This window comes from Bacteroides sp. (assembly GCF_029057325.1).
Taxonomy (GTDB): domain Bacteria; phylum Bacteroidota; class Bacteroidia; order Bacteroidales; family Bacteroidaceae; genus Bacteroides.
On record NZ_JAICZW010000060.1, the window covers coordinates 359 to 7,403 of the forward strand.

The window sequence follows — 7,045 nt, forward strand, 5'->3', positions numbered from 1 at the left end:
AATGTAAATCACCAATGTTTGCATCTGGATATACATGATAACTTTTATATTTCAATTGTAAATAAACAATTGTAAATACATAAGTAATTATATTAGTTCACGATAGTAAATCATCGGATTACACAAATATAGTTCGGTACATTAATTCCAATTTTATACACCTATAATATGTATTATATCAGTGGTTTATAAGCTGCTGTTGAATCATTCAATGAAATATAGCTGCTTGATGTGGCTAAACAAATGTAATTTCTTGCTAACAATGACTATAATTTAATAATAACATATTTACTATCAAATACTTATATAACTTTATTAAACCTTAGAATATTTCATTATTAGGATGTAAACAAAAGATTTAAGATTGTAATGCGAACATTTGTGAATACTACATTACAATCGAAATATATAAGATTTACATTATCAAATTTGCTTATGTAATTATTTCCGTTTACCTTTGTAAATGAAAAACTTGTTAGTACAAATGTTATATTTCTATATTCTATGAGCATAAAAGATCGAATCAAGACAATTATGGACCGGGAAAAACTGACGGCAGGAGCTTTTGCCGAAAGTATTGGCGTAGCACAAGCGACCATCTCCCACATTTTAGGACCGCGCAACAAATATCCAAGTACAGAAGTCATCCTTCGGCTTCACCAGCGGTATAGTGATATTGACTTAAACTGGTTGTTAACTGGAACTGGAAATATGATCAGTGACCCCGATGCGCCTTCAAACGACAATTTGAACTATCCATTATTCGCTGAGAATTTGGAAAATCAGCCCGACGGGACAGATGAAGACGAAAATCGCAAGGAAATCGCATTAGAGGCACCTCAAAAAGCATCAAAAGAGATTGTAAAACAGGAGATTATATACAAAGAAAGGCCTCCAAGAAAAATCACCGAAATAAGAATTTTCTTCGATGATAATACTTACGAGACTTTTGCACCCAAAGGTTAGCCATAAACATGCAGAGAAGAGCCACCCAATAGAAACATGCCGCCTGTAAACATCAGGTTTAGCATTTTAAACCTAAGGGTTAGGCGAACAGTGCTGCCCTTTACGCAAAATCTCCAAACCTTTTGAGAGATACCGCCTGTTTTTGTATTATCTTTGCAACCGATAGAATAAACATACCTCTTTATAAAATATGAAAAAGTATATTTTAGATTTGACCGTGACAGAGAACCTCCGCTTGCACGCCAACTATGTGCTGCTGAAGCTGACTTCTCCGTCCCCGCTTCCGGAAATGCTGCCGGGACAATTTGCTGAGATTCGCATAGACGGCTCGTCCACCACATTCTTACGCCGTCCTATCTCTATTAATTATGTGGACAGACAACGTAATGAAGTATGGTTCCTAATCCAGCTTGTCGGCGATGGAACAAGGCGTTTAGGAGAAGCCAAGCAAGGCGATACGATAAATGTAGTGCTTCCCTTAGGAAACGGCTTCACAATGCCCGAAAATCCTTCAGACAAGCTCTTGCTGGTAGGTGGAGGAGTTGGTACGGCACCCATGCTGTACTTAGGCGAACAATTAGCGCAAAAAGGGTGTAAACCGACCTTTCTGTTGGGTGCCAGAAGCGATAAGGATTTGCTTCAATTGGAGCAATTCGCCGCATACGGAGAGGTATATACCACGACAGAAGATGGCAGCCATGGCGAGAAAGGCTATGTTACCCAGCACTCCATATTAAACCAAATCCGTTTCGAACAGATTTATACGTGCGGCCCCAAGCCGATGATGGTGGCGGTGGCTAAATACGCCAAGAGCAAAGGAATCAACTGCGAAGTATCTTTGGAAAATAAAATGGCATGTGGTGTAGGCGCTTGTCTGTGTTGCGTAGAAAACACTTCAGAAGGCCACTTATGTGTATGTAAAGAAGGTCCGGTTTTTAATATAAACAAACTATTATGGCAGATTTAAGTGTAAATATAGGCGAATTACAATTGAAGAATCCGGTAATGACCGCTTCCGGTACATTCGGATACGGTTTGGAATTTGCAGATTTTGTTGATTTAACGCGAATAGGCGGTATTATTGTAAAGGGGACCACCCTTCACAAACGTGAAGGCAATCCGTATCCTCGTATGGCGGAAACTCCATCGGGAATGTTAAATGCTGTGGGACTGCAAAATAAAGGAGTACACTACTTCGTAGAGCACATTTATCCGACTATTAAAGACATTCAGACCAACATGATCGTCAATGTTTCGGGCTCAGCCATCGAAGACTATGTAGAAACGGCTGCTACCATTAATGAACTTGACAAAATTTCTGCCATAGAATTAAACATCTCTTGTCCGAATGTCAAACAAGGTGGAATGGCTTTTGGAGTTACCGCCAAAGGCGCTGAAGAGGTGGTGAAAGCGGTTCGTTCAGTTTACAAAAAGACACTTATCGTGAAGCTCTCACCAAACGTTACCGACATCACCGAGATAGCCCGTGCAGCCGAAAACGGCGGTGCAGACAGCGTTTCTCTTATCAACACCCTCTTAGGAATGGCTATAGATGCAGAACGTAGGCGTCCGGTGCTTTCTACCGTGACAGGCGGAATGTCCGGTGCAGCTGTAAAGCCTATCGCCTTGCGCATGGTATGGCAAGTGGCTAAGGCAGTAAAAATACCAGTCATAGGTTTGGGAGGCATCATGAACTGGAGGGATGCCGTGGAATTCCTGCTTGCAGGTGCTTCCGCCATTCAAATCGGTACGGCCAATTTCATCGATCCGGCAGTTACCATAAAAGTTGCAGAAGGTATTGATAGCTATCTGAACAGACACGGTTATCACTCCGTAAAGGAAATTATCGGTGCACTTGAGGTGTAAACAATAACAAACTATTGCCATTCGCAATACAGATTCATAAAAAAGGACATTTCAGCAGAAATGTCCTTTTCCATTTTATTTACATCTATACAATTATTCATCTAACAAATCCGGACGCAACCTGCGAGTCCTTTCCAACGATTGCTGTAACTCCCATTCTTTAATTTTAGCTTCGTGCCCTGATAGTAAAATATCAGGAACCTTCCATCCTTTGTATTCTGCCGGACGTGTATAGACCGGAGCCGCTAAGAGGTTGTCTTGAAAAGAGTCGGAAAGCGCAGACTGCTCATCGGAAATCACACCTGGTATGATGCGGACAATGGCATCCGCCATCACAGCCGCCGCCAGTTCCCCGCCAGTCAGCACATAGTCGCCAATGCTGATTTCCTTCGTGATGAGATGCTCGCGAATACGGTAGTCAATTCCCTTGAAGTGTCCGCACAGAATAATCAGATTTTGAGCGAGCGACAAGGTATTAGCCATCGGCTGGTTGAACTGCTCGCCATCGGGAGTGGTGAAAATCACTTCATCGTAGTCACGCTCCGCTTTCAGAGCGTTGATGCAACGTTCTATCGGTTCTATCTTCATGACCATCCCGGCAAATCCGCCGAACGGATAATCATCCACGCGGCGATATTTATCTTCCGTATAGTCGCGAAGATTATGGATATGTATTTCTGCAAGCCCTTTGTTTTGGGCACGCTTCATGATGGAGCAATTGAAGAATCCTTCAATCATTTCCGGCAAAACTGTGATAATGTCAATACGCATAATTAGGTCCTTGGTTTTATGACAAAAGTAGCGTAAGAAGAAAGCACAAACGAATTTTATCCGCTTTTGCCAACTTCCCGTCTATTTTCAGGCGGCAAAAATACGAATATTCAAGGAGAAACCCGTATTTTTGCGTTCAAACAATCGGAAATAATATATGACTGCAAAAGAAAAGATAGACCAACTTCGTGCCGACTTGCATCGGCACAACCACAATTACTACGTGCTGAACGCTCCCGAAATATCTGATAAAGAATTTGATGACTTGATGCGCGAACTGCAAGACCTTGAAAAAGAGCATCCGGAATATCAAGATGACAATTCGCCTACCATGCGCGTGGGCAGTGATATCAACAAGAATTTCACTCAAGTGGCACACAGATACCCTATGCTTTCGTTAGGAAACACCTACTCCGAAAGTGAAGTGGCCGATTTCTATGAGCGGGTCAGAAAAGCGTTGAATGAGGATTTTGAAATCTGTTGCGAACTGAAATATGACGGAACCTCCATCTCATTGACATACGAGGACGGCAAATTAATACGTGCCGTTACTCGTGGTGATGGCGAGAAAGGGGACGATGTTACAGACAATGTAAAGACCATCCGCTCCATACCTTTGGTTCTTCATGGTGGCTATCCCAAACTGTTTGAAATCAGAGGAGAGATTCTAATGCCGTGGACGGTTTTCGAGGAGCTTAACCGTGAAAAAGAGGCACACGAGGAACCGCTCTTTGCCAATCCGCGCAATGCGGCATCCGGTACCTTGAAATTGCAAAACTCCGCCACGGTAGCATCCCGCAAGCTGGATGCCTATCTCTATTATCTGCTGGGGGAAGAATTGCCTTGCGACGGTCATTACGAAAATCTGCAAACTGCCGCCCGATGGGGGTTCAAGACATCGGAACACATGAAAAAAGCGCATACTTTGGAAGAGGTCTTCGAATACATTAATTATTGGGACACCGAACGTAAAAATCTTCCGGTAGCAACAGACGGCATTGTATTAAAAGTCAACAGCCTGAAACAGCAAAAGAACCTTGGTTATACAGCTAAATCGCCCCGATGGGCAATCGCCTACAAGTTTCAGGCCGAACGTGCACTGACTCGCTTAAACAAAGTATCTTATCAAGTGGGACGCACCGGCGCCGTAACTCCGGTTGCCAACTTAGACCCTGTGCAGCTATCGGGAACTATTGTCAAAAGGGCCTCTTTGCACAATGCCGACATTATCGAAGGTCTTGATTTGCACATCGGAGACATGGTCTATGTGGAAAAAGGCGGCGAGATTATCCCCAAAATAACAGGAGTGGATTTGGATTCCCGCAATATGCTCATCGGTGAAAAAGTGAAGTTTATCACCCATTGTCCCGAATGTGGCAGCAAATTGATACGATATGAAGGAGAAGCCGCCCACTATTGCCCTAATGAAACGGCTTGTCCGCCTCAGATAAAAGGGAAAATAGAGCACTTCATCAGTCGTAAAGCCATGAATATAGACGGATTAGGGCCGGAAACCATCGATATGTTCTATCGGCTCAAGCTGATAAAAGATACTGCCGACCTATACCAACTCAAAGCCGATGACATCAAGAATCTGGAGCGCATGGGAGAAAAGTCTGCGGAGAATATTATCCATGGAATTGCCGCAAGCAAGGCGGTTCCTTTTGAAAGAGTGCTTTTCGCATTGGGCATACGGTTTGTAGGAGAAACGGTAGCAAAAAAAATAGCCAAATCTTTCACCGACATAGATGAGCTGGAAAAGGCAGATGTCGAAAAATTGAAAGCCATTGATGAAATCGGAGAAAAAATAGCCCAGAGCATTGTTGCCTATTTTTCAAATCCGGGCAATAAAGCATTGGTGGAGCGTTTAAAATCAAGCGGCTTGCAACTCTACCGAAAAGAAGAGGATTTGAATGGATACACAGACAAGTTATCCGGCCAATCCATTGTAATCAGCGGTGTGTTTACTCATCATTCACGAGACGAGTATAAAGAGATGATTGAGAAAAACGGTGGGAAAAACGTAGGCAGCATCTCGTCCAAAACCAGCTTTATCCTTGCAGGAGAGAATATGGGCCCCGCCAAACTGGAAAAAGCACAGAAATTGGGAGTAAAGATTATGGGCGAAGATGAGTTTTTGGCATTGATATCCTAACAAATTTCCACGAAAAACTTTTTTATAGCTTATTTTTGTAGGGAAAATCGAAATAATTCGTACTTTTGCGAATCATTTAATAATAGATTACTTTATTAGTACTTATGATACAGACAAGATTGAAAGGAATGGGGGTAGCGCTGATTACTCCATTTAAAGAGGATGAAAGCGTTGACTATGATGCATTGATGCGTTTGGTAGATTATCAACTTCTGAACAATACAGATTTCTTATGCGTGCTTGGAACCACAGCAGAAACTCCGACTCTGACAGAAGAGGAAAAAAAGAGAATCAAAAGGATGGTCATCGAACGTGTCAACGGGAGAATACCTATCCTGCTGGGAGTGGGAGGAAACAACACCCGCGCTGTGGTGGAAACGTTGAAAAACGAAGATTTCACCGGAGTTGACGCCATTCTTTCCGTTGTACCTTATTACAATAAACCGTCTCAAGAAGGCATATACCAGCATTATAAAGCTATTTCAGAAGCAACAGACCTTCCCATCGTGCTCTATAATGTTCCGGGACGTACCGGAGTAAATATGAAGGCTGAAACGACTCTACGCATTGCGCATGATTTCAAAAATGTGATAGCCATTAAGGAAGCTTCAGGGGATATCACCCAAATGGATGACATTATCAAGAATAAGCCTGCGAATTTCGACGTTATTTCGGGCGATGACGGTATCACGTTCCCGCTTATCACTTTGGGAGCGGTTGGTATCATCTCAGTTATCGGAAACGCCTTCCCGCGCGAGTTCAGCCGGATGGTGCGCTTGGCCTTGCAAGGAGATTATGCAAATGCACTGACCATTCACCACAAATTTGCCGAATTATTCAAGCTTTTGTTCGTTGATGGAAATCCTGCGGGGGTGAAAGCAATGCTTAATGTGATGGGAATGATTGAAAACAAATTGCGTCTGCCATTAGTACCGACCCGTATCACTACGTTCGAAGCCATGCGCAAGATTCTGAATGAACTGAACATTAAGTGTTAGCCTCCCTCTTCCGTTCGATTCAATCCGACAAATCTGATTTGATTGTCGTTTTGAAACAACTCTGTGTCACGCTTCAAAATGCCACATCTCATCGCAAATAGCACCTCAGGCGATGAAATGTGGCATTTTCAGTTGATATCCCCGGCTGCGGGAGGGAGCAGAATAGGGGAGAAATAAAAAAACTTCTGCAAACCAATGCAGAAGTTTCTTTGTGACCGCGACAGGATTCAAACCTGTAACCGGCTGATCCGTAGTCAGCTACTCTATTCAGTTGAGCTACGCGGCCTTT

Annotated in this window: 6 protein-coding genes and 1 tRNA gene; 5 read left to right on the top strand and 2 right to left on the bottom strand. The window is 43.0% G+C overall.

Annotation, left to right across the window (positions count from 1 at the left end; translation table 11 throughout):
* Window positions 1–504: 504 nt before the first annotated feature.
* From K2G43_RS04075 to K2G43_RS04085, 3 genes are all read left to right on the top strand, one after another.
* A complete protein-coding gene (locus K2G43_RS04075; RefSeq protein ID WP_300153063.1) occupies window positions 505–966 on the top strand; it encodes a helix-turn-helix transcriptional regulator in 462 nt (153 codons plus the stop codon).
* Window positions 967–1,156: 190 nt separating this feature from the next.
* A complete protein-coding gene (locus K2G43_RS04080; RefSeq protein WP_300153066.1) occupies window positions 1,157–1,933 on the top strand; it encodes a dihydroorotate dehydrogenase electron transfer subunit in 777 nt (258 codons plus the stop codon).
* Complete coding sequence (locus K2G43_RS04085; protein WP_300153068.1) at window positions 1,921–2,832, top strand: dihydroorotate dehydrogenase; 912 nt, start codon at window positions 1,921–1,923, stop codon at window positions 2,830–2,832. Before K2G43_RS04080 ends, K2G43_RS04085 begins: the two co-directional genes overlap by 13 nt.
* Window positions 2,833–2,925: 93 nt before the next feature.
* Here K2G43_RS04085 and trmD read toward each other — a convergent pair whose 3' ends face one another.
* Window positions 2,926–3,603: a tRNA (guanosine(37)-N1)-methyltransferase TrmD gene (trmD, locus tag K2G43_RS04090; RefSeq protein WP_300153070.1), complete on the bottom strand. Its 678-nt coding sequence runs from the start codon at window positions 3,601–3,603 to the stop codon at window positions 2,926–2,928.
* Window positions 3,604–3,760: 157 nt separating this feature from the next.
* Between trmD and ligA the strand changes: the two genes are divergently transcribed.
* Together ligA and dapA are read left to right on the top strand one after the other, a co-directional pair.
* Window positions 3,761–5,758 (top strand): NAD-dependent DNA ligase LigA, encoded by a 1,998-nt coding sequence (ligA, locus tag K2G43_RS04095; protein WP_297644840.1) that lies wholly within the window; start codon window positions 3,761–3,763, stop codon window positions 5,756–5,758.
* Window positions 5,759–5,862: 104 nt separating this feature from the next.
* On the top strand, window positions 5,863–6,756 hold the full coding sequence (dapA, locus tag K2G43_RS04100) for a 4-hydroxy-tetrahydrodipicolinate synthase (RefSeq protein WP_297644838.1): 894 nt from the start codon (window positions 5,863–5,865) through the stop codon (window positions 6,754–6,756).
* 212 nt (window positions 6,757–6,968) lie between these two features.
* Here the strand turns inward: dapA and K2G43_RS04105 are convergent.
* A tRNA-Arg gene (locus K2G43_RS04105) sits at window positions 6,969–7,042 on the bottom strand.
* Window positions 7,043–7,045 lie beyond the last annotated feature (3 nt).

What these genes read in the sequence shown, in the direction of transcription:
- trmD (WP_300153070.1), bottom strand. Translation starts at nt 3,603, where the DNA reads ATGCGTATTGACATTATCACAGTTTTGCCGGAAATGATTGAAGGATTC.
- ligA (WP_297644840.1), top strand. Translation starts at nt 3,761, where the DNA reads ATGACTGCAAAAGAAAAGATAGACCAACTTCGTGCCGACTTGCATCGG.
- dapA (WP_297644838.1), top strand. Translation starts at nt 5,863, where the DNA reads ATGATACAGACAAGATTGAAAGGAATGGGGGTAGCGCTGATTACTCCA.
- K2G43_RS04075 (WP_300153063.1), top strand. Translation starts at nt 505, where the DNA reads ATGAGCATAAAAGATCGAATCAAGACAATTATGGACCGGGAAAAACTG.
- K2G43_RS04080 (WP_300153066.1), top strand. Translation starts at nt 1,157, where the DNA reads ATGAAAAAGTATATTTTAGATTTGACCGTGACAGAGAACCTCCGCTTG.
- K2G43_RS04085 (WP_300153068.1), top strand. Translation starts at nt 1,921, where the DNA reads ATGGCAGATTTAAGTGTAAATATAGGCGAATTACAATTGAAGAATCCG.